Origin of the sequence: Mycobacterium sp. (assembly GCF_049281135.1) — a bacterium.
Lineage (GTDB): Bacteria > Actinomycetota > Actinomycetes > Mycobacteriales > Mycobacteriaceae > Mycobacterium.
The window spans coordinates 15158-34062 of record NZ_JBAPRN010000770.1 but is presented as its reverse complement, the minus strand read 5'-3'; the positions used below and the strand labels follow the sequence as shown (position 1 = coordinate 34062).

Annotated in this window: 16 protein-coding genes and 1 pseudogene; 10 read left to right on the top strand and 7 right to left on the bottom strand. The window is 63.5% G+C overall.

The window, feature by feature from the left end; genetic code table 11:
* The 6 genes from WAN02_RS30555 to WAN02_RS30530 form a co-directional block, all read left to right on the top strand.
* A partial coding sequence (locus tag WAN02_RS30555; protein WP_422269117.1) for a hypothetical protein occupies positions 1-220 on the top strand: 220 nt, incomplete at its 5' end.
* 672 nt (positions 221-892) lie between these two features.
* On the top strand, positions 893-1072 hold the full coding sequence (locus WAN02_RS30550) for a DUF6131 family protein (protein ID WP_422269116.1): 180 nt from the start codon (positions 893-895) through the stop codon (positions 1070-1072).
* Positions 1073-1194: 122 nt separating this feature from the next.
* Positions 1195-2442, top strand: coding sequence for a fatty acid desaturase family protein (locus WAN02_RS30545; protein ID WP_422269115.1), 1248 nt, complete (start codon positions 1195-1197; stop codon positions 2440-2442).
* A 112-nt stretch (positions 2443-2554) separates the two neighbouring features.
* Positions 2555-3415, top strand: a complete 861-nt coding sequence (locus WAN02_RS30540; protein WP_422269119.1) for an alpha/beta fold hydrolase — start codon at positions 2555-2557, stop codon at positions 3413-3415.
* Between the two features lie 314 nt (positions 3416-3729).
* Positions 3730-4215 (top strand): STAS domain-containing protein, encoded by a 486-nt coding sequence (locus WAN02_RS30535; protein ID WP_422269114.1) that lies wholly within the window; start codon positions 3730-3732, stop codon positions 4213-4215.
* 192 nt (positions 4216-4407) lie between these two features.
* Positions 4408-5646: a fatty acid desaturase family protein gene (locus tag WAN02_RS30530; RefSeq protein ID WP_422269113.1), complete on the top strand. Its 1239-nt coding sequence runs from the start codon at positions 4408-4410 to the stop codon at positions 5644-5646.
* A gap of 125 nt (positions 5647-5771) precedes the next feature.
* Here WAN02_RS30530 and WAN02_RS30525 read toward each other — a convergent pair whose 3' ends face one another.
* From WAN02_RS30525 to WAN02_RS30505, 5 genes and pseudogenes are all read right to left on the bottom strand, one after another.
* Complete coding sequence (locus tag WAN02_RS30525; RefSeq protein ID WP_422269112.1) at positions 5772-6836, bottom strand: alcohol dehydrogenase catalytic domain-containing protein; 1065 nt, start codon at positions 6834-6836, stop codon at positions 5772-5774.
* A gap of 213 nt (positions 6837-7049) precedes the next feature.
* Positions 7050-8078: pseudogene (locus WAN02_RS30520) on the bottom strand (arylsulfatase); the annotation flags it as partial.
* A 94-nt stretch (positions 8079-8172) separates the two neighbouring features.
* Entirely contained in the window at positions 8173-8550 is a 378-nt protein-coding gene (locus WAN02_RS30515; protein WP_422269111.1) for a YidH family protein, read from the bottom strand.
* Positions 8551-8597: 47 nt separating this feature from the next.
* Positions 8598-9296 (bottom strand): hypothetical protein, encoded by a 699-nt coding sequence (locus tag WAN02_RS30510; RefSeq protein WP_422269110.1) that lies wholly within the window; start codon positions 9294-9296, stop codon positions 8598-8600.
* A 64-nt stretch (positions 9297-9360) separates the two neighbouring features.
* Positions 9361-10590, bottom strand: a complete 1230-nt coding sequence (locus tag WAN02_RS30505; RefSeq protein ID WP_422269109.1) for a cation:proton antiporter — start codon at positions 10588-10590, stop codon at positions 9361-9363.
* Positions 10591-10628: 38 nt separating this feature from the next.
* Between WAN02_RS30505 and WAN02_RS30500 the strand changes: the two genes are divergently transcribed.
* Positions 10629-10907, top strand: coding sequence for a hypothetical protein (locus WAN02_RS30500; RefSeq protein ID WP_422269108.1), 279 nt, complete (start codon positions 10629-10631; stop codon positions 10905-10907).
* A 3-nt stretch (positions 10908-10910) separates the two neighbouring features.
* Here WAN02_RS30500 and WAN02_RS30495 read toward each other — a convergent pair whose 3' ends face one another.
* Entirely contained in the window at positions 10911-12551 is a 1641-nt protein-coding gene (locus WAN02_RS30495; protein WP_422269107.1) for a GMC family oxidoreductase N-terminal domain-containing protein, read from the bottom strand.
* A complete protein-coding gene (locus tag WAN02_RS30490) occupies positions 12548-15457 on the bottom strand; it encodes an AMP-binding protein (RefSeq protein WP_422269106.1) in 2910 nt (969 codons plus the stop codon). Before WAN02_RS30490 ends, WAN02_RS30495 begins: the two co-directional genes overlap by 4 nt.
* Positions 15458-15739: 282 nt before the next feature.
* On the opposite strand from WAN02_RS30490, the gene WAN02_RS30485 reads away from it, so the two are divergent.
* From WAN02_RS30485 to WAN02_RS30475, 3 genes are read left to right on the top strand one after another with little or no spacing between them, the layout of a single operon-like run.
* The gene (locus WAN02_RS30485; RefSeq protein WP_422269105.1) at positions 15740-16510 is read left to right on the top strand and encodes an SDR family NAD(P)-dependent oxidoreductase; all 771 of its coding nucleotides are present in this window, start codon (positions 15740-15742) and stop codon (positions 16508-16510) included.
* A gap of 27 nt (positions 16511-16537) precedes the next feature.
* Positions 16538-18091: an AMP-binding protein gene (locus WAN02_RS30480; RefSeq protein WP_422269104.1), complete on the top strand. Its 1554-nt coding sequence runs from the start codon at positions 16538-16540 to the stop codon at positions 18089-18091.
* Position 18092: 1 nt separating this feature from the next.
* Positions 18093-18896: an enoyl-CoA hydratase/isomerase family protein gene (locus WAN02_RS30475; protein ID WP_422269103.1), complete on the top strand. Its 804-nt coding sequence runs from the start codon at positions 18093-18095 to the stop codon at positions 18894-18896.
* The last annotated feature ends 9 nt before the right edge of the window (positions 18897-18905 follow it).

Sequence of the window (18905 nt, the reverse complement as noted above, 5' to 3'; positions counted from 1 at the left end):
CGGGGGCACGTCTCTGCGAGCGGCGTCGGTCATCAATCAGGCCATCGGGGTGCTCATCGGCCGGGGCTACACCGCGCGGCACGCACATTCGAAATTAGACGCCCAAGCTGATCGCGCGCGCACCGGTCGAGACACCGCCGCGCAGGTCGTCCTCGACACGCTCACTGCCGAGGACCCGGTCCACGCCGAGCGCGTCGATCAGGAGCCCAACATGGGCTGAGACATGACTTTCTTTCAGTAGGTAGTAGCCATCAGATCACGCTCTGGGCTAACGGGATTGGTGCAGAGCGGGGTTATGAGATCGGTATCGACTAGGCCGGGGCCGTGGTGATTCTAGGTGCGCAGCCAGGTGTTAAGAGCCTGACAGCATTCGGTGTCGCGGGAGGGCCGCGCGCGGCCCCGGTGGGGCTCAATGACGTGCGCGTCTTCACACCCAAAACCCGGCTATCTTTCCTCAAGCCACTAGTGAACGTGATGCGGGATTGTCATGCTGGACAGTCGATTTGATTCTTCCTTTGACAAGTCGGCGATATACGAGTTGCACCGGACTTCGCGGCCAGCCACCGCTGCCCGTGTGGCCGACCTCTCAGGTCAGGATCTGGCCGGAGGTACCCGACAGGTGTACCGTTGTTGTTGCTGAGCCCTTCAGCCGGTACGGAACGGTTTGGTTGTACGCCGCCAAACTTGATGAGCATTCGCTCGCGCCGCACATCCTGAATCTATCCTTTGTGGTCAAGAAATCATGCTGCCGGGAATAACCGGCTGCGCAACGAAAGACGCGCAGATCGGGCTGGGCCACACCAAATCGCTTTTAGCACCAAGCTAAATGACGTCCGTCGACACTGACCCAGCCATCCTCCTCCCCCAAATCCACAGAAACTAGGTAAACGTCATGATCGGCCTCGGAATCCTCCTCATCGTCCTCGGGCTCGTCCTCCCTGCCCTCCTTCCTGCCTTCGCCTACGCCCATCTTTGCTTCGTCATCGGGGTCATCCTCCTCGTCGTCGGCCTGGCACTGATGCTGATGGGACGGATGGGACACGCCGTCGGCGGCCGCCGCCACTACTACTGACCGGCCCGATGTACTCCCCGGCTCGGCCAGCAGAGCAAAATGAGCGGCCGAGCCGGGTGCTTTCGTCGGCGGACAACGCCGGCAGCCCTGACACTTAAGCGCGAAAGAAAAGGCGGATAACTATGGCGATCACCGACGTCCCGGCCTTCGCCCACTTGACCGATGCCGACATCGACAACCTCGCCGTTGAACTGGACACGATCCGGCTCGACATCGAGGATTCCCTTGGCGCGCGCGACGCGCGCTACATCCGTCGCACCATCGCCACCCAACGTGCCCTCGAGGTGGCCGGCCGGCTCGCGCTCGCCGCCAGCGCGAAACGTTCCGCGTGGTGGGCGGGAACCGTGACCCTTGGTCTGGCCAAGATCATCGAGAACATGGAAATCGGCCACAACGTCATGCACGGCCAGTGGAATTGGATGAACGATCCCGAGATCCACTCCTCGACTTGGGAGTGGGACATGAGTGCGGCATCAAAGCACTGGATTTCCTCGCATAACTTTCAGCATCACAAGTACACCAACATCCTGGGCATGGATGACGATGTGGGCTACTACGTTCTGCGAGTCACGCGCGACCAGCCCTGGCGGCTCTTCAATATCGGCAACCTGTTGATGAATGCCATTCTCGCGGTTGGGTTCGAGTGGGGAATCGGCACCCAGTCCATCGATTACGATAACCTCTTGAAGCCTGGACCGGAGCGCGACTTCACGCTTCAACAGATGCGTGAGTGGTCGACCAAGGTCGGCAGGCAGGTGGCCAAGGATTATGTCGCGTTCCCGGCGCTCACCTCGCTGTCGCCAGCGGCGACCTACACATCGACGCTGAAGGCCGACGTGGTGGCCAACATCATTCGCAACATCTGGGCCAACGCGGTGATCTTCTGCGGGCATTTCCCCGATGGCGCAGAGAAATTCACGAAGACCGACATGATCGGCGAATCGAAGGGCGAATGGTATCTGCGCCAGATGTTGGGCAGCGCCAATTTCGAGGGCGGGCCATTGCTGCGGTTCATGAGCGGCAACTTGTGCTATCAGATCGAGCATCATCTGTTTCCCGATCTTCCGAGCAGCCGGTTGCACGAGATTTCGGTACGCGTGCGCGAGCTATGCGACAAGTACGACTTGCCTTACACCACAGGCTCTTTCTTGTCGCAGTACGGCAAGACGTGGCGAACTATCGCCAAACTGTCGCTGCCAGACCGCTACTTACGCGACACCGCTGACGACGCTCCGGAAACTCGTAGCGAGCGGATGTTCACCGAACTACAGGCCGGCTTCACCGGTACCGACCTGGCAACGGGGCGCCACCGCGGACTCAAGACGGCGATCGCGGCGGTCCGCCAGTGGCGTCTCGAACAGCACAGATGAGTGTGATCTACTCATCAGTAACCTACGGAACCGTAGGTTACGTTATAGTCGACTAGCAGTCGGGCCGGCTTGCCAGAACACTGATGAACGGAGGCCAGTTCACGTGACCGAGATGAGCTATCTCGATCTGCACGGTGAGCGTATTGCCTATCGGGACGCAGGGGCCGGCGAGGCGCTCCTGTTGATTCATGGCATGGCGGGAAGTTCGGCGACCTGGCGGGCGGTCATCCCTGAGTTGGCGAAAAGGTATCGGGTGGTCGCGCCGGACCTGCTAGGGCACGGTGAATCGGCCAAGCCGCGCGGTGACTATTCGTTGGGTGCGTTCGCGGCGTGGCTGCGTGATCTGCTCGATGAGCTAGGTATCAGCCAGGCGACAGTGGTCGGTCAATCACTCGGTGGCGGTGTGGCCATGCAGTTCACCTATCAACATCGCGACTACTGCCAGCGCCTGGTTCTCATCAGCAGCGGTGGCCTCGGCCCCGACCTGAACTGGATTTTGCGGATCCTCTCGGCACCCGGAGCCGAGTTGGTGCTGCCGGTGGTCGCTCCGCAGCCGGTATTGAACCTCGGCAACAAGCTGGGGTCGTGGCTCACGTCGGCCGGAATCAAGTCGCCGCGCGCTAGCGAGATGTGGAGCGCCTATTGCTCGTTGTCGGATCGGCCGACTCGCCAAGCATTCCTACGTACGTTGCGCTCGGTGGTGGACTACCGCGGCCAGGCGGTCAGCGCACTCGGCAAGATCCATGTCAGTTATGGATTACCCACCTTGCTGATCTGGGGTGAGCAGGACCGGATCATTCCTGTCGCCCACGGCTACGCCGCTCACGACGCCGTGCCGGGCAGTCGACTCGAGGTGCTCGCCGGCGTCGGGCACTTCCCGCATGTCGAATCCCCGACAGCCGTGGTCGACATCCTTGACGACTTCATCACCACCACCGGGCGGGATGCCGATCTGACGAATCGAAAACCCTGACCAGAGCTCAACGAGAACCGTTGCTCGCCAAAACAATTCGCGCATGCACCGGCACTATCGCCGCAACGCTTCCGATTCGCTTGGACTCAGCATCTGCCCACCCACTCCCAAGGCTGCAGACCTCGGATCGACGTTCGTTCTAGCCGAACCCAAAGGTTTGATCCGCAGGTGTTGACAATTGCTCCCTCGGGGTGGAACCTCAACTGAGTTGAGACTTTCAACCAGTTCGGGATGGGTCAGCCGTCCGCCGCTGACTTCGGAGAGCATTAGCTCACGCCGAACAGACCGGTGACAACCGCACGTCGGGGATCACCATGAATGCTGTTCCTACTCCATCTATGACGCGGGCCGACGGCTTTCTTTCCCAGTCATCGGGGAGTCACACCACACGATTAGCCTATGGTCGGCTGGGATCATCGGTAGCCGTCATCAGTGCCCACGGGCACATCGATGCATCCAACGCTGACAGTCTGACCGAGTACACCCGGGGGCATCTAATGCGTTGCCGCGGAGTGATCCTCGATCTGCGCGACCTGGATTTCTTTGGAACCGAGGGTTTCTCGGCGTTGCACAGGATCTCCGTCCGCTGCGCGGACCCTGGCATAGGCTGGGCAGTAGTACCCAGTGCGGCAGTCTCCCGGGTGCTGCGGATCGCCGATCCGCAGGGTTTGCTACCCGCCGCACGCACGGTCGAGGCAGCGATGGCGATCATCCAAGGGCAGCCTCACCGTCCACCACGCCCATCGCGGGCCACAGAGGCCCCGGACAATCCTCGAGATGCCCACGCACGTTGTGCTTAGTCTGCGGCGGTACACAACTGGTCCGACAGAAGCGATCGCCAACGGCGCCGGCAAGGAATGTCGAGACCGTGCCGACCCGACGGTTAATGTGTTGCGGAGGTTGGTGGCTCGCGCGACGACGCCGTTGCTGCCCGATGACTACCTTAAACCGCAACATCGGGCGACTGCACCATCGACATTTAGGAGCGCCGCATGGCGATCACCGACATCAGGCAGTACGTACACCTCACCGAGGCCGACATCGAAGAATTGGGTCGCGAACTGGACGCGATCCGAACCGATATCGAGGAGTCCAGGGGCGAACGGGACGCCCGCTACGTCCGCAGAACAATCCAGCTGCAGCGCGCTTTCGTGGTCGGTGGCCGAATAGCCTTGCTGGCGAGCAGGAACAAGGTCGCCTGGGTCACCGGGACCGCCCTGCTCGGCACCGCGAAGATCATCGAGAACCTGGAACTCGGGCACAACATCATGCACGGCCAATGGGATTGGATGAACGACCCGGAGATCCATTCCACCGAATGGGAGTGGGACACCGCCTCTCCGAGCGTGCAATGGAAGCACTCGCACAACTTTGTGCACCACAAATACACCAACATCGTCGGGGTGGACGACGACGTCGGCTACGGCCTCCTGCGGGTCACCCGAGACCAGCGCTGGAAACCGGAGTATCTCGGCAACTCTGTCTTCAACCTGCTGCTCGGAACGCTTTTCGAGTGGGGCGTTGCGCTGCACGGGGTTGAATTAACGAAGGTCCGCAAAGGTAAAAAATCCATGGACGAGGTCCGTAAGGACTTGCGCGTGATCGGCAAGAAGGTCGCCAAGCAGGTCGGCAAGGACTACATCATCTTTCCCGCCCTGTCGGGCCCCGGGTGGAAGCACACCCTGGCCGCGAACGCGGTAGCGAACCTCATCCGCAACTACTGGGCGTATCTGGTGATCTTCTGCGGGCACTTCCCTGACGGCGCCGAGAAATTCACCCGCGAGGAATACGAGAACGAGACGCACGCAGAGTGGTACTTGCGGCAGATGCTCGGTTCGGCGAATTTCACAGCCGGCCCCCTGATGGCCTTCATGAGCGGCAACCTGTGTTACCAGATCGAGCACCACCTGTTCCCTGACCTGCCAAGCAACCGGTACGCCGAAATATCCGAGCGCGTCAAGCCTTTATGCGACAAGTACGACCTGCCGTACACGACCGGATCCTTAATGCACCAGTACATGCAGACGTTCTGGACAATCGTCAAGCTCTCGGTCCCGAACAAGTTCCTCGAAGCTACCTCGGACGACGCGCCCGAAACTCACTCGGAGCTGAAATTCCGAATCCGTGAGGGCGTTCGCGAGAGCTTCGGTGTCGACCCCGACACCGGCAGACGTCGCGGGCTACGGACCGCGTTGCGCGAGCTTCAGACCGGTGACGTCGCGACAGCCTGAGCAGCCGCGCATCGTGGTGGTCGGAGTTCGAGCCCGTAGTCCTGGCTTGCGTCGCGCGCGTTCGTGTGCGATCCGCACGGTCAGCTTGCCGCCAGCCGTCCGACTACGAGCCGCCGACTTCATGCCTACGAGACGGGTGAGTCACCGACCCGCGCGGTGGCAGGGCGAGGATCAGGTAACGGCGCGGGCCAGGGCATCAGAACGATTTTGCCGCCGAGTCCGCCGCCGTCGATGCGAGTGTGGACTTCGCGGGCGGCCGCGAGGGGTAGGCGATCGATGACGACAGGATGGATGGCGCCGTCGCGCAGTAGGCCAAACAGTGTGGCCATGTCGGCCTTGAATTCTTCCGGTTGCTTCGTTCGTCGCGAGGTGATGCTGTACCACACTGCGCTACGGCCGCTGAACAGGAACCTGAACGCGCCCCAGACGTGGAGCCTGGCCAAGCCAAGTCCGGCCGAGAGCAGGCCTTCGCGCCCGTCGGCCATGGTCTGCGACCCGTAGCCGACTAGCAGCCCACCGGATGCCAGACAGGCGAAAGATCGAGTGAAATGGGCGCCGCCGATCGCGTCGAAGGCGGCGTCCACGCCACCGCGGCCTCTGTGTGCGTTGGGTTGTGCGGCGGTGAGCTTGCGCACTGCTTCGACGAAGTCGCCGTCGCGATAGTCGATTGCTTTGGCGCCAAAGCTTTCAACCACGGCCATGTTGGCGGCAGAGCAGGTACCGATGGCGTTCAGACCAAAATGTCGGGCCAGATCGAGCAGCGCCGTGCCGACCGTGCCCGAGGCCCCGATCGCGAGGATCGTGGCGCCCGGGGACAGCTGGCGATAGCGGGTGAGCATCTGGAAGGCGGTTAGGTAGGCCAACGGGATACAGACCGCCTCGGCCGGGTCGACGCCATCGGGGACGGGCACCAGGAACCGCGCCGGCCGGATTGCGTATTGGGTGTAGCCGCCGACGACGCAAAGATCGGCCACCATCTGACCCTCGTGCAGGCCGGCCACGCCGGGACCGACCTCATCGACGATTCCCACAAGGTCGTATCCGGGGGTGAACGGAACCGGCCCCTTGTAGTCCGGATAGCGGCCGCGCCGAATGAAGATATCCGTGAAGCCTGTGCCGGCGGCCAGGACCTTGATGCGGACCTCGTCGGGACCGGGGTCGGGAACACTCGGTTGTTCCGTCAGTTCCATTACTTCAGGGCCGCCGAACCGCGAGACAGAAATATTTTGCCACGTCATTCTCTCACCGTAGACCTGAAACCTCGCGACGAGCGGTTTCGTGACTATGTCACTGATCGCCAGGATTTGCTGAAACGCCGGACGCGCAGCATGCGGAACATGCGCCCCACGCGACTGGGCCGACCCCAGCGTCTACTCGGCTCTGAATCACCAAGAGCCGCAACATTATTGCCGTGCCATCGCGATCGTGAGCCGGTCCTCGGCTTTAATGAGGTGATCGTGGCTGTCGTCGCCGATGTCGATCTGCACCCAGGCGATCTGACCGGAAAACTTGTTGCCAGTGGGGCCATAGTCCGGTGATGCGGGTGAGCCGGTGTCGGCGCCGACGTCGCAGGCCTCGTCGGCTGAGTAGATCATCGGTTGCGTCCGTTCGACGCGGCCCTGCCCGACGGGTTTGCCGTCGTAGTACAGCGTGACGTCGCCGCCCTTGGCAAGGCCGCCGCCGTCATACGCGAATTCCATTCGCACCTGGTGCTTTCCGGCTGGGATGGGCTGCTCGGCAGTAACCATGAAGTGCTCGACGCCCAGGAAGTTGTAGCAATATTTGAGCCTGCCCTCGTGCGCGTACAGCGACCAGCCGCCAACGATGCCGCCCTGGGTGATGATGACGCCGGCGGCGACAGCTTCCGGAACGGTGATGTCGGCGGTCACCGAATACGACTTGTTCTTCAGGGTGAGCACGCAGTTCTCGCTGACCCGCATCCCGGGGAACAACAGCTGACTGTTCCCACGGATCAGCTGGGGGCGCCTGGCCATATCGGGGTTGAAGCGCTCGAAAGTCCGATCATCAAGGGGCACAACGTTGTATTTGACCGCCTCGATGACCCACAGGCGCTGCATCTCGGCCAGCTTCTGCGGGTTCTCCTTGACCAGGTCGTGTGCCTGCGTCCAGTCGTCGGGTCCGTACAACTCCCAGACATCGTCGTCGAACGCCGGCGGCGCCTCGGTGGTCCAGGGTGTGCGGTGCTTGGTCACCGCGGTCCAACCTTTGTGGTAGATGCCGCGGTTGCCGAGTATCTCGAAATACTGGACGTCGTGGTGTTCGGGCGCATCGCCGTCGCGCAGGGTGGGCAGCATGCTGACACCTTCGAGCGGTGCCTGCGTAATGCTGTTCACCACGGTGGGCTCGGGCAGTCCGGCAGTTTCCAGGATGGTCTTGGCGGCATCGATCACGTGGTGAAACTGGCTGCGGATCTTGCCTTTATCAAGTCCGCCCCATCGAGCGAGTAGCCGAGGTGTCGGGCAACCGGCAACGACGGCGATCCAACTGCGCCAGTGAAGTGAAGTGCTACATCCTGAAGGCCACGACGACCAGCGCGACGGCACCCAGACCGGCGATGAAGCCGGCCATGATGCCCGCTATCGAGTACGGCAATGGTCCAGCTTCTGCCCGTAGTGCCTTCACATCCTGGCGATGCTGAATCCACGCCAGCGTTAAGCCCGTAAGGCCCAGCAGGATCATGATCATCCCGATGACCCAGGGACTGACGATCGGTTCGCGACGCCTCTCATCCGTTGCGAGATACTCGAAAAACTTGAAGATGGTGAAACCAAAAGCGATCAAGGACGTACTTGTTCGGATCCAGGCCATCAGGGTTCGTTCCTGAGCCAAGCGGGTGCGTTGCACCGCGAGACGAGTGGCGGCGTCGAGAGGTTGCTCAGCCACTCTCCAGCCTTTCCGTTGAGGTGGCGTCTAGCGCCGGGCGTCCATTATTAATTGGAAAAGCATATGCGCCGCTGTTCGTCGATATAGCCGGCGCGGAGCAAGATCAGTGCGCTCACGACCAACACCCAGGCGGGAAATGCCAATGTCAGCCACATGGACACGTCGCCCGCGATGAGCAAGCCGAGCGCCACGAGATAGCTGACGGCGACGAGCCACCGCGGCATCAGCCCGGTCTTGAGCCAGATGGTGGCCAGCGAAATCATGAATACCGCCGCCATCCGGATGGCGTAGGTTTTGGCCGCCGACACCACGATCATCTTGCCGAACACGAGCACCGCGACATGAGTAGCGGCATCGGTGACGCCTGCATCGGTAGCCGCCAGCGCGCCCGCGACCGCGGTCGAGACGAACATCATCGCCAAGAACAGCAGACCGCTTCCGAGAAGCACCGATGCGAAGAACCGATCCTCGTAGCGCCCGAGATTGTCCCGCACGACGCCGATGAACCACAGGAAGGTGATACCGGCGAACGGCATCAGCTTCGTCGCCGTCGAAATGCCGTCTTTTTGTGAGTCGAGCCATTCCGCCGAATCGCCCACTCCCTCAGGCATCTTCACGCGGATCAGGATCAGCGTGGCGCCGAAAAGTAAGGCGAACAGAACCCCTGCCAAAGCCGCCGCTCGCGGCGTCGTCAACTGATGCAGGCTTGGCCCTGCCGCGTGGGCGGGACTGTTGGGTGTGGACACCGCGTCATCGTGTCAGACCCGCCGCGCCCGTGCGCGATTCGGGTCCGGGTCGGTGCGCTCACCGTTATTCGGGTTCCGGTGGGCTGTCGGTTGGGGTGTCGTCTTCTTGCCGGCAGAGTCGGATGCCAGGAGCCGCGGTGATGCTGTGCAGGATCAGGCTGAGCGTGACGATCACAACCACGGCCTGAGTGATCAACGCCCCCTGTTTGATCTCGCCTTCCCCGATCACGATTAGGCCGAGTACGAGTGTGCCGATTCCCCGGGGACCGAACCATCCCATGAACAGTTTGCTGCGCCTCGGCAAACCACTACCAGCCAATGCGATCGCAAGTGATGCAATACGCGCCACGATCAACGCGAGGGCTGCGAAAACAACAACCCGCCAACCAGCGTCGCGCCAGGCCGGCACGACTGCCATCGCGCCGAAAAGCGCGAACACCAGCAGCTCGAGAACTTGGCCAGCCGCGTCGGAGACCTGGGTCGCTGCCGCCTGGGTATCGTTGCGACGCAAAACAACTGCATAGGCCAACCCGCCGACGAAGGCGGTGACAAACCCGCTGCCGTGCAACCGCTCGCCAAGCCCGAAGCAGACGAGCGCGAGCGCCAGGGTCGCCAGCTGCGCCCAGGTACCACTCATCCACCCGCGCGCACTGGATCGTGAGATCAGCACGCCGCCGATCACACCAATGAGCACGCCGACCGCCAGCGAGACGAACTCGGTACGAAACGCGAACCAGGCCCAGCGGACCGGAGCGCGATCAGTCTGCTCCGAGGCGAGCGCGAGCGCGGCCAACAACGCGGCCAGCGCAAAGCCGTCATAAAGACCACTCTCAATCGAGAGCGCATGACGGACACGCTCAGGGATGTGCCGATCATCGAGCAGGACGTCCAACAATGCCACCTCGGTGGGCGCCACGATAACCGCCAGGCACACCGCTTCCCAAAACGGCAGCACCGGCAGCACTGCGACAGCGATCGCCGTGTTGAGGACGAAAGTCACGGGTATCCCTATCGCCATCAGGCGCAGCGGCAGATGGCCGCGCCGAAACGCGGTCCGCAGGTTCAGCGTGGAGGCTTGGTTGAACAGAATCACCGTCAGCGCCACCTCCGAAAGGACCGTGAAACCCTTTGTGTCAGAACCCGCCTCGATCCACCCCAAGCACGACGGACCGAGAACTATGCCCACGACGACGAATATCAGCGCGGGCGCCAGGTACCAGCGTCGGATCAGCCCGGAGACGGCCGCGTAGCAGAGCACCAAAACTGTGAGGACGAGCGCGGTCTCACTGTGCATTCTCTGCTCCTGCCTCAGCGTCGGCTCCATCCTGACACTTGTCGACGCGCCCCGAGGGTCCTCGCCTGGCCCTCGCGGCCGTCCCCGGGGCGGTCGTCACGATTCCCGTACCCGGGGCCGCTAACGCCGACGTCTGTGCAAGCGCCGGCCGCCGGGTATCGGTGAGTGGCTGTGCGAACCTCGCCGACCCCATTGCGCCCTACGTTCCGCCGCCGGCGTACTACGCTCCGATGCCGAACGACCCGCCGCCGCCGCCGAATGTCAGCGGATGTGTGGGCTACAACGGTCGATGGGTCAACGCCTCCAGGTGCAATTAGCGCTTAGACTGCTGCCGGTTTCGAGTTAATCGACCTCGCACGAGGGGTTGTCGTTTGGGCACCCGGCTTGACCGGGATCGCTGCCATCGCCCGCTCGACCATCGCTGTGATCGTCAGACTCGGATTCACACCGGGATTGGCCGGGATCACCGCGCCGTCGCAGATAAGCAGGTTCCGGTAGCCGAACACTCGATGCTCGCCGTCGACAACGCCGTGCTCGGGGGTGTCGGCCGCTATTGCACCACCCAGTATGTGTGCAGTGATCGGCATGTTGAACAGCGCTTCGGTCAGCCAACTCTGCGCTGTCCCACCGGTCCGGTCGGCGAGTCGCCGGGCGAAGTCATTGGCCACCGGCAGGAAAGTGGGCGTCGGGTGGTCTGGATCCTGGCGGGTGGTGAGCCGCAGCCGCCGGCCGAGCATCCGCCGCTTGGGCACCAGCGACAGCGACGTGTCGGTGGTCTGCATGACGCCGGTGATGAGCGAGCGTTGTGACCAGCTGCGCGGATTGGTCACGCGGACAAAGCGAATCGGATGTCTGAAGATCTGGGCGAGCAGCTTCAGCGGCCGGGTGATTCTGGTGCCATCGCCGGTCAGCAATGTGAACATCAGGCCCATCGCGTTGCCGCCCGACCCGTAGGTAACGGCTTCGACGTGGCTGTCCGCGGTTGGATGCACGCTTGAGGTGATCGAAACGCTGCGACCCCAGCCGCGGTCGTTCGGTGTGGTGACCGCCGTCATCGCCTCGCTGTTGGTGCGAACCAGTTGGCCGAGGCGATCGGAGATCCACGGTAGCGTGCCGTCCCGCTTACATTGGGCGAGTAATTGATTGGTCCCCAGCGCACCGGCGGCAACGACGACACCCCGTGCGGTCTGCGTGCGGCGGTCCTTGCGAATCCAGGACCCGGTGCGTTCGCTGGTCACGGCATATCCGTCTGAACCGTCCGCCGCCCCCAGCGGCCGGATCGAGGTGACCGTGCGTTCGGGATCGATCTGCACACCGAGGCGCTCGGCGAACCACAGATAGTTCTTCGGCAGCGTGTTCTTGGCGTTGTTACGGCATCCCAACAGGCACAAGCCACATTCGATGCAACCCGACCGGGCCGGGCCGTCGCCGCCGAAATACGGATCGGCGCGTACGACGCCGGGCTCGCCGAAGTAGACGCCAACCGGGACTGGGCGGAAGGTGTCGGCTACACCCAACTCGACGGCGATAGCTTCGATGGCTTCGTCGGCGGGCGTGCGTCGCGGCTGCGTCACCACGCCGAGCATGCCTTCGGCCAATTCGTAGTACTTGTCGAGATCTGGCGCGTCTCCGCATACCGCGCGCCAGTCCTCGAAGAACCCGTCGCCGGCGCGCCAGAGGGTCTGCGCGTAGACCAGGCTGCCGCCGCCCACGCCACTGCCGGTAAGGACCATGACGTCTCTGAACGGCGTGACCCGCAGGATGCCCTTCAAGCCCAGCTTGGGCGCAAAGATCGTCCGGCGCAGCTGCGAGAGCCGCTCGGCGAAGTCCCAGTCTTCGAAGCGACGCCCGGACTCCAAAATAGCTACCCGATAACCTTTCTCGGCCAGGCGCAACGCCGAGACGCTCCCCCCGAAGCCGGATCCGACAATGAGGTAGTCGTAGTCGTGTGCCTGGCTCATCGTCGACTCCCTAGCGGGTGCGAGTTGGTTGTTGTCTGGTATTCGCCCGAGAGCGGATCCAGCATGTAGACCCCTGGGCCGGGCTCGGGTCGGCCGCCTGCGGCGAACGCGCTTGGCAGCGGTCGATGCGACGTGCTGGTCGGGATGCGCTCGACGACGTGCACGACATGCGGTCGACGATCCGGGGGCAGTTGGCTCAGTGCAACGGAGAGGTCCTCGGCGTCGAGCAATCGCCCGGCTCGCAGGGTGACAGCGGTGACCGCGATGTCGCCGTCCGCTCCGGGGGCGGCGTAGGTGACGCTCACGTCGATCGCATCGAGGATGCCGAGTGCGTCTTCGACGGCGGACCCGCCGACCACCCCGTGGGCGGTAGTGACGAGCGAGTCGGCACTGCCCGCGAGCCAGAAGTCGCCGTCCTCATCGCGGTAGAACAGATCTCCGGTCGTCACCCAAGCGTCTCTCGGAGCGAATAGCCCCCGATGTGGGCGCGCCGCAGGCGACATTCCCGGCTCGACCCGCGACAGCATCATCCCGATTTCCCTGGGCCGGCACTGCTCGGCGGAGCCGTCGGCGGACAGGGCCAGCCGCCGGGTCTTTTCGTCAATGCGGGCGATGCGTAGCTCGGGACTGCCCGGAAGCGGGGTGCCCATGCAGCCGACCTTTGCGCCGGGCATGTTTACCAGGATCGCGTCGGTCTGCGCGGAGGCGTAGTACTCGACCACCCGGGCCGGGGCGAAGCGCTCAATGACCCTGTGCCACAGCCCGGCCGGCATACCCGAGCCGATGAATGTACGGATCGTGTGGTGCTGCTCACCGGGATGCGGCGGTGCCTCGACGAGGTCGCGGAGCTGTGTCCAGGTGTAGGACACCACCGTCACGCCATAGCGGCGCGCTTCATTCCAGAATGTGTCGGGGTCGAATCGGCTCGCCATCGAAAAGCGGGCACCGCTGGCAACCGCGCCACCGAGGGACATCAACAGACCCGACGGGTGGTGGATCGGGTTGACACTGAATACCGTGTCGCGCGGTCCGAGTTCAGCCGAGGCCGCGGTTCCGAAGGCGGCCCGCGCCCAGCGCGCATTGGTGATCATTCGCGCCCTCGTCGAGGGACCGTCGCCGGTGAACAAGACAAAGGCCGTCTCGCGCGCCACGCCGGGATTCGGTCGATACCAGGTCGGGAAGACGACCTCAGCTGGATCGATGCGCTCCAAGTCGATCACCCCATCGACGCCGAGGTCCCGTTGTCCTCCACCACCGCCGAGCACGAACACCTCGGTGTCGGCTCGCGCGCGGACGGAGTCGACGTGTTCCGGGTCAGTCACGATGCGTGCGGCGCCACCAAGTTTGATCTCCTCGGTGAGCGAACCGTCGGGCCGTAACAACACGACCACCGCTCCGATCCGGTTCAGAGCGGCAACGGCGATAAGCATGCTGGGACGGGTATCCATCAGCACCCCAACTGATTCACCCTGGCGCACGCCGACCGACAGCAGTCCCGCCACCACAGCGTCGATGCGCGTCTTGAGAGCGGCGTGAGTGTAGGCGCGGTCCTCCCACAAGAATCCGACTGCACCGGGGTGTCCTTCGGCACGTTCGTCGAGGAGTCTGCCGAGAGACACCCGCGTCTCGGGCCGCACCAATTCCAGACGCAACAGCCGCGGCAGAGTAGTGGCGGCGCCCGCGGTGAGTGCCCACGTCGCGTCGAGCGTCGACGCGCCCAATCGCCAGCCGGCCTCCAGTCCCTTACCCACCGCTGAGACGAACGGGTTGCGTTTTTCTTTGTCTGCAGCAACTTTCGACGTAGTCATCGGCTCGATGATCTCCGGCATATCGGTGCCGTTGTCGAGATGCGATGCCCAGGCGGCGACCATCGGCCAGGTGCTCGTCGTTGCCGCTGAACCCACGACGATGCCGAGGTGTCCGACCGGCAACGAGACCTGGTAGATGTCGGCACGCGGAGCCGCGCGGGCGATCGCCCGGACCGCCTCGGGCTGTCCGATCTGGTCGTTCACGCCGACAAAGCACAGGACGGGCTTGTCGATGTCTGAGAGAGCCAGCGGTCGCCCGTCGATGACCATGCCGCCGGCCAGCATCCGGTTCTGGGCGATGAACTGCCGCAGTGCGTCGGCCAGTGCTGGAGCCGGCCATGCGATCCAGCCTTCAGACTCGATGAAGCGCCGCTGACGCTCGTTGGGCAGCAACGCTTCGCGATCGTGCAGTTGCCGCAGGAACTGGATACGTGACCGCACATTCTTCACCGGATCGAGCAGCCGAAAGCCTTCGCGGGTGGCCCATCCGGGTAGTCCCGTGCGATCCAGTAACGCGGCGACCGCGTCTGCCGCGAATTCCATCAACGGTTCGGGTAACGAAAATATCGACACCGACTTGGTGTCGACAGGGCTACCAAACGAGATGACGCTCGCCAGTCCCGCGCCGCGCCGGTAGGCGGCGACGGAGTACGCGAAGACTCCTCCTTGGCTGTAACCACCGAGATGGACGTCTCTGCCGGTCAGGCCCCGAACTCGGTCGACGATCTCGCTGGTTGCAACGATGTGATCGGCGAGCGTCCGCTGCAGCCCGCCTTCTTCATGTTCGGGTGCGCCGAAGTCGACCACCCACGGATCGATGCCGTACTCATGGAGCACGCTCACCGCCGACGACGACGAGGACACGTCGTAGACGTCTGCCACGAACATCATCGGCGGGACGAGAACCACCGCCGGCCGCCCAGCGCTGTCACTGTCCGGGAAGTACCGGCGTAGTCGATACATCGGCTCCTTTGCCACCACCTCGAACGGCGAGCCTTTCTCGCCCGTCTCGAACCCGCCGTGCATGAGGAGCTGAGCCGCGTTCATCGCCACCGCACCGAGTTGGTCGGTTCGTTTGGCCAGTCCCACTCGTTCCATGAGGCCGGTTACTTGATTCGAGATGTCCACATCGATCCGTTCGGTAAAACCAGTCAGATCTGACTAGATTGACTGAAGTAAAACAGGGCCGGGCCGTTCGGTCAATAGCGAAAGCTCGTCGAGCCAGTCACTGTGACCATGGCTTACCGGCCCGTCAGCGGTAAGGCACCCGGCACTGCGACAGCGGCATTTGATCGTTGACCCGCGGGAGATTTGATGTTAGTTTAAAACCAGTCACATCTGACTGGTTTGATATCGGCAGCCTCGAAAGGATTGGCAGCAGTGGACATCGTTGATCGAGTTGCACTCGTGACGGGCGCCGGATCAGGTTTGGGCCGGGCCACGGCCCTGGCCTTGGCGAAGGCCGGAGCGCAGGTGGCAGTCCTGGATCGCAACGCGGGGGCAGCGCGTTCGGTTGCCGAAGAGGCTGGCGCGCCTGCAGTCCCGGTGACGGTGGATGTGGCCGACCGTGCCGCAGTCACCGCGGCGATCGCCGAAGTCTCAGGGATATTCGGCCGGGTCGACGTGTGCGTCAACGCCGCAGGGATTCCCAATCCCGGGAGGGTGTTTGGCAAGAGTGGGCCGCTCGACATCGAACAGTTTCAGCGGGTTATCGATGTGAATCTGGTGGGTGCATTCGATGTCATGCGCCAATGCGCCGAGCTGATGACCCGGAACACGGACCCGGGGCTTGACGGTGAACGAGGGGTCATCATCAACGTCTCCTCCGGCGCCGCATTCGAAGGTCAGAAGGGCCAGGCGGCCTACAGCGCAAGCAAAGCCGGCCTGATCGGCTTGATGCTTCCGGCAGCTCGCGACCTGGCTCAGTACGGCATTCGGGTGGTGACCATCGCGCCTGGTCTGTTCGATACCGGCATCTTCGCCGAAGTCGATCCCAAGGTGGTTCAAGCGCTCGGCTCAGCCGCCCTCAACCCGTCGCGACTGGGTGACCCCAGCGAGTTCGCATCACTGGTCATGCACATCATCGAGAACAGGTACCTCAACGCGACGACACTGTCGATCGACGCCGGCGCCCGGCTACCCAATGTCTAGCCGCGACCTCCACATCAAAGAGGAATCATGACGGAACCACACAGCGGAATCTCCTACTCCGCGTTGATCGTTGAAGCGCTGACTCGCCACAGCGATCGCACGGCGTTCATCCAGGACGACTGCCGCGTGTCCTACGCCGAGGCCGCCGATATGACCAGCCGCATCCGCAAGGTGCTGCAAGACAAGGGCATTGCGAAGGGTGACTGCGTGGGCGCGCTCAGCGTCAATTCGCCCGACGTCTGGATGGCGCAGGCCGCGATCTGCCTCAGCGGCGCGATGTACACCGGGCTGCATCCCCTAGGGTCCGTCGACGACCACGTGCAGCTGTGCGAGGACGCCGAAACCGACATTCTCATCGTGCATCCCAAGTTCGCGGATGTCGGTGCCCAGATCGTCGCACGCGCCACCACCGTCAAGCATCTGCTCACGCTGGGGCCCGCGGACGTCGGCGAGGACCTGCTGGCGTTGTGCGTCGGGGCCACGCCGGAACCGCTCACCCGCGGTGGCGCCGAGGAAGAAGACATCGCCTGGCTGCAGTACACCGGCGGCACCACTGGGCGGCCCAAGGCCGCCATGATCTCCCAGCGCGCGATGGTTCAGGCGGTGTTCTCGCTGATCGCCTCTTGGCGACTGCCGTTGGACCCGCGGACGCTGATCGCAACTCCGATTACCCACGCCGGTGTCCTGCCGATCCTGCCCACGCTGCTGCGCGGAGGCACCGTCGTTCTGCAGGCGGGCTTCGACGCCGAGCAATGGCTTGCCGCTGTGGAGGGCCATCGCATCAACTACGTGTTCACCATCCCCACCGTGCTGTATGCGTTGCTCGATCACGGTGGTCTGGACCGGTTCGACTTGAGCTCGCTGGAGACGGTGGTCTATGGTGCGTCGCCGATGTCGCCGTCGCGCATCGACGAGGCGCAACAGGCGTTCGGGCGCATCCTCTTACAAGGGTATGGCCAGACCGAGTGCCTCGCCATGGCCACCAGTTTGTTGCCCTCCGAACACGATCCGGCGAATTGGGCCTCCTGCGGTCGCGCGGTCGCCGGATCCCTCGTCGACGTCCTCGACGAGGACGGGCTGCCCCTGCCCGACGGAACGGTCGGCGAACTATGCGTGCGATCACGAGCCGTGATGTCCGGGTACTGGAAGCGTCCCGCGGAGACCGCCGAGGTGCTGCGCGACGGCTGGCTTCGGACCGGGGACATGGGGTACCGCAGCGATACCGGCGTCTTCCACATCGTGGACCGCAAGAAGGACATGGTGATCTCCGGCGGCTTCAACATCTATCCCCGCGAGATCGAAGACGTTCTCGCCGATGATCCATCGGTGTCGATGGCCGCGGTGATCGGCGTACCCGACCCGAAATGGGGCGAGGCGGTCAAGGCATTTGTGGTGGCCCGGCCCGGCGCAACACCGGACACGGCCGCGTTGATGGCCAGCGTCAAGCAGCGCAAAGGTCCGCACCATGCGCCGAAGTCGATCGAGGTGGTCGACCAACTACCTCTGACAAAGGTGGGAAAGATCGACAAGAAGGTACTTCGCGCCGCCTACTGGGCGGGCCTCGAGCGGGCGGTCAACTGACATGACCGACACGGCCCTATCCCCCACCCTCGCGAAACACCGCGCAGGAGCAGTCGTTTGGCTACGGCTGCAACGTCCGGCCGCGATGAATGCCATCAGCCCAGGCCTGCTGGACGAATTGAACGTAGCGCTGGACGAGATCGAACCCGACGAATCCGTTCGGGTGGTTGTTTTGACGGGCACCGGCCGGGCATTCTGCGCGGGCGCCGACCTGAAGGCCATCGCCAACGCTGCCGGCGAGATCGATCCGAGCCAGGTTGTCGAATTCGTCTCCTACGCCGGCCGGACCATCGAGCGGCTTGCCGCGCTTGCCCAACCGGTGATCGCGGGCGTCAACGGGTTGACGCTAGCCGGCGGACTCGAGCTGCTGCTCGCGAGCGACATCGTGGTGGCTTCGAGCGCCGCACGCATCGGTGATGCGCACGCGAACTACGGACTGATTCCTGGCGCCGGAGGCTCGGTTCGGCTGGCGCGGGTGGTGGGCGCACACATGGCGAAATACCTGGCCTTCACCGGCGATCACTTTCCGCCGTCGTCGCCGGTGCTCGCGGGACTGGTCAGCGAGATCGTCGACCCCGACGAGCTCGACACCCGGCTCTCCGAACTCGCCGCCACCTTGGCCGGCAAGAGCCCGCTGGGTCTGCGCCGAATGAAGCGCCTGATCAACGACGCACCCGATCAATCTCTTCGGGACGCGCTCGCCGCGGAGCAGCATGCCCTAGCCCAGCAGTGCCGCTCGCAAGACTTCGCGGAGGGGATCGCGGCGTTCGCTGCCCGACGCACCCCGATCTACCAAGGACGATAGGAGAATAAA